This window comes from Actinoplanes solisilvae (assembly GCF_003999975.1).
Classification (GTDB): Bacteria; Actinomycetota; Actinomycetes; order Mycobacteriales; family Micromonosporaceae; genus Actinoplanes; species Actinoplanes solisilvae.
In genome coordinates this window covers 1-1,353 of record NZ_RJAC01000078.1, presented here as the reverse complement: position 1 = coordinate 1,353, position 1,353 = coordinate 1, and the positions used below count along the sequence as shown (strand labels likewise).

The window sequence follows — 1,353 nt, the reverse complement described above, 5'->3', positions numbered from 1 at the left end:
CACGGCCGTTTCATGATCGATAGTGGCGGTGAGTGACGATGCCCGCGTCGGCGTGTCGGATATGGACGAAGCCCCGTTGAGACCAGGTCTTCTCACAGATCTGGTGCAAACGGAGCTTCGTCGTGCCGCAGTCTGCCATCTCGCCACCCGATTCAGCATCGTCGACCGTCGCGGACGGGACGTCGTTCACGCCTTCGTGTCACGGTCTGCTCGACCTGCTGCTCGCCGTCGGCGACGGCCGTTGCGGTCAGGGCCGTGATCATCCGGTCGCGGTGGTGCTCGCGCTGGTCGCGGCGGCCACGGTAGCCGGGCTGAAGGGCTACACCGCGATCAGCGGCTGGGTCGCCGACGTCCCCACCGACATCCTCGACAGCCTGTACCTGCGAGTCGAGGCCCGACCCGCCGGGCGGCCGTCACGCTCGACGCTCTGGCGCGTCTGCACCGACACCGACGGCGACGTCCTGGACGCGGTGATCGCCGAGTGGACCACCGCCCAGCGCACCAGCACCGGCGAACAGGCTTCCACCAGCAGCGATACCCCGGCACAGGTACGCCTGGACGGCAAGACCGTCCGCGGCGCCGTCAACACCGACGGCGAACAACTGCACCTGCTGTCCGCCCTGGCCGGTACGCCCGGCCTGGACCCTGCCGCCGTCATCATCGCCCAGGCGCCGACCGACGGGGCCAAGACCCGCGAACCGGAAACCGCCCGCGCCCTGCTGGAAACCCTCGATCTGCGTGAGGTGACCGTGACCGCCGACGCCCTGCACACCGTCAAGGCCACCGCCGACCTCATCCACCAGCAAGGCGGCCACTTCGTGCTGCCGGTCAAAGAGAACCGGGCCGCCCTGTTCGCCGCCCTCGACGCCCTGCCCTGGGCCACCACCGCGATCGGCCACGAGAGCACCGAGACCGGCCACGGCCGCAGCACCCGCCGCACCATCCGGGTCCTGCCCGCCCCGCCCGGCCTGCCGTTTCCGCACGTCAACCAGGTCTGGCTGATCGAACGCTACATCACCGGCAGCGACGGCAAACAGACCGCCGCAGCGCAACTGGGCGTCACCAGCCACCCCGCCGAGACCGCCGGACCGGCCGAGATCGCCGCGTTCAACCGTGGCCAGTGGGCCATCGAGACTCTGCACTTCATCCGCGACACCTGCTACCGCGAGGACCAATCCCGTATCCGCACCCGCTCCGGACCCCGCGTACTGGCCTCCCTCAGAAACCTCGCCATCAACGCCCTACGCCTGGCCGGCCGCACTAACATCACCGAAGCCACCCGCTGGGCCAACCGCGAAATGACCAGGCCATTCACCATCCTCGGCCTCACGGGATGATGTTGAAACGGCCGTG

At 69.3% G+C, this 1,353-nt stretch carries 1 protein-coding gene; it reads left to right on the top strand.

Annotation, left to right across the window (positions count from 1 at the left end; translation table 11 throughout):
- Window positions 1-122 precede the first annotated feature (122 nt).
- Entirely contained in the window at window positions 123-1,337 is a 1,215-nt protein-coding gene (locus tag EER30_RS46645) for an ISAs1 family transposase (RefSeq protein WP_164842810.1), read from the top strand.
- Window positions 1,338-1,353 lie beyond the last annotated feature (16 nt).